Source organism: Pseudomonas sp. PA-4-8C, assembly GCF_021606625.1.
Classification (GTDB): domain Bacteria; phylum Pseudomonadota; class Gammaproteobacteria; order Pseudomonadales; family Pseudomonadaceae; genus Aquipseudomonas; species Aquipseudomonas lactis.
In genome coordinates this window covers 1-2,597 of the sequence record NZ_WKCD01000447.1, presented here as the reverse complement: position 1 = coordinate 2,597, position 2,597 = coordinate 1, and the positions used below count along the sequence as shown (strand labels likewise).

At 62.5% G+C, this 2,597-nt stretch carries 3 protein-coding genes; all 3 read right to left on the bottom strand.

What is annotated here, in order from left to right; all coding sequences use genetic code 11:
- Nucleotides 1-482 (bottom strand): hypothetical protein (locus tag GIW04_RS29735; RefSeq protein ID WP_236479534.1); only part of this gene is annotated, 482 nt, incomplete at its 3' end.
- A gap of 136 nt (nucleotides 483-618) precedes the next feature.
- Nucleotides 619-1,425: a sulfite exporter TauE/SafE family protein gene (locus GIW04_RS29730; RefSeq protein WP_120248859.1), complete on the bottom strand. Its 807-nt coding sequence runs from the start codon at nucleotides 1,423-1,425 to the stop codon at nucleotides 619-621.
- Nucleotides 1,426-2,597: NAD(P)/FAD-dependent oxidoreductase (locus GIW04_RS29725; protein WP_236479533.1), on the bottom strand; the 1,172-nt coding region annotated here is incomplete at its 5' end. It abuts the gene before it with no gap.

Here is a 2,597-nt window from a genome sequence, read left to right as displayed (position 1 = left end):
CCCGTCGGCAGGTGTATAGCCGCCAGCAGGTAATCGCTCGCGCTACTGTCGCTGTCAATGCCTTGCATTGTTTGCTGCAGCGTTTTGCCCATCAACTGCCCTTGCGGGGAATTGACCAGCGCTTGGAGTATTTTAGCCGGGTCGTTGCCCGCCTCTGCCAGCAGCGGCTGGCGATAGCGCAGAAACTCCAGCACACCACCCTGGGTTTGCATCACCAGCGGCTGATCGCCAAGGGCATGCTGGTGATTCATCGTGATAAGACGCAAGCGCTGCTGCTCGTCTACCGTCAAGGGAACCGACCAGGATAATGCGCCTCCCAGGTTGCCCAGCGAGGGGACGGGGTTGCCGGGTAACGGTTCATCTTGGCTGACACGTGGGGTCGTCATCGACGTATGGATGCCGCCCGCCACAGGCGATGGCTGATGTTCATCTGTAGGCTGTGGAGGCGAAAAAGGCGTACTCGCAGCGGTAATGCTTGTCATAAAAAGCCTGTCCATAGTCGAGGAGTTTTCCTGGCAACGCGTGTGTCAACGCTTGCGGCCGTTCACTGAGTGTCAGTGCTCAATGAGGAGGTTCCTGACCAAGTACAAGATTTCGTGACAGTGCACCGGTACCGCGTCAGAGCAACGCGCTGACTAGCATCCCAATCGCCACCAACCCGCACAGGCTGGCGAACCCCACTTGCAATACCCGCGCAGGAATCACCGAACACAACCGTCGTCCCGCTAACATGCCGATGACACTCGCACCAATAAACACCCAGCCCACCGGCTCGATGCTCACCCCCGCATGAAACGCACCGGCCACGCCGATCAGCGACAGCAGGCTGACCACCATCAAGGAAGTGGCGACGATCCCGCGCATCTGCACGTCGGTCAGTTGCTTGAACGCCGGTACAATCAGGAAGCCGCCACCCACGCCCAGCAACCCCGACACGGCGCCGGTCACCGCCCCCAACGCTGCCAAAGTGGCGCTGCATTTGGCGGTCCAGGCCAGGCGCCCGGTCTGCTGGTTGAGCATGCAGTTCTTCTGGCCCCACGACGCCGAGCCATGGTCACTCGGCCCGGCCTCGCGCTTTTCCCGTTGCAGCATGCGCCAGGCCACCAGCACCATCAGCGCGCTGAACAAGCCCATCAGCACCGGTTCCGAGAGTTGGTGGGCGACGAACACGCCCAACGGCGAAAACAGCGCGCCGAGCAAGGCAATCAGTAGTGCCGCGCGGTAACGCACCAGGCCATGGCGTAAACCATCGATGGCCCCGACCGCTGCCGCTGCGCCCACCGCGAGCAATGACACGGGCGCGGCCTGGGTCATGGTCAAGCCCAGCCCCAGCACCAGCGCCGGCACCCCGAGGATGCCGCCGCCCGCGCCGGTCAGGCCCATGACCAGGCCCATCAATACCCCTAACAGACTGGCGAGCAGCATTCAGTCCACCTTGCTCAGGCGGGTCAGCCACTCGCGGCCCTTGAGCATGCCGTTCCAGTAGAACCACGGCAGCAGCGTGGCCTTGAGGAACCACATCGAACGGCGCGCCTGCGTTGGATCGAGAGCAAAAGTCGGCAGCAACTTGCCGCCATAGCCAAACTCGGCCAGCACCACCTTGCCCTTCTCCACCGTCAATGGGCAGGAACCATAACCGTCGTACTTGAGCGGCAATGGCGCCTGTTTGCGCAGGGCCAGCAGGTTTTCGGCCACCACCACGATTTGCTTGCGCACCGCTGCCGCCGTCTTGGCGTTGGTGGTGCCGCACACATCGCCCAGGCCGAAGATATGCGGGTAGCGCAGGTGTTGCAGGCTGTGGGGGTTCACTTCGCACCAGCCGGCGGCGTCGGCGAGCAGGCTTTCGCGGATAAAATCCGGAGCGACCTGCGGCGGTACGACGTGGAGCATGTCGAAGGTTTTCTCTTCGACCGTCGCGTTACCTTGGGCGTCTTTGACTTCAAACCAGGCTTTGCGCGCCGGGCCATCGACTTTCACCAGGTTGGAATTGAATGCCAGGCGCGCGTTGTATTTTTCGACGTACTTCATCAAGGGCGGCACAAAGGTCGGCACACCAAACAACGCGGCACCGGCCAGGTTGAATTCGACGTCGATGTGTTTGAGGTTGCCCTGCTTGAGCCAGTGGTCGCAGGACAGGTACATGGCTTTTTGCGGCGCGCCGGCGCATTTGATCGGCATGGCCGGCTGGGTGAACAACGCCTTGCCGCCCTTGAGCTGCTGCACCAACTGCCAGGTGTACGCGGCGTGCTCATAGCTGTAGTTGGAGGTGACGCCGTGTTGGCCCAAGGTGTCTTGCAGGCCTTCGATTCTTTCCCAGGCCAGGCGCAGGCCAGGGCAGACGATGAGGTTTTTCCAGGTGACGCGTTGGCCGTTGTCGAGCACCAGGGTGCTTTCATCGGGCAGCACTTCGCTGACAGCGGCCTGCACCCAGCTCACGCCATTGGGCAGCACATCGGCCAGGGGCCGGCGGGTCTTGTGCAGGTCGTAGGCGCCGCCGCCGACCAGGGTCCAGGCCGGCTGGTAGCAGTGGTAGTCGTTAGGTTCGATGAGGGTGATGTTCAGGTGCGGGTCGCGCTTGAGCAGGCTGGCCAGCAGGC

Coding starts and splice junctions, on each gene's coding strand:
- GIW04_RS29730 (WP_120248859.1), bottom strand. CDS start 1,425: ATGCTGCTCGCCAGTCTGTTAGGGGTATTGATGGGCCTGGTCATGGGC.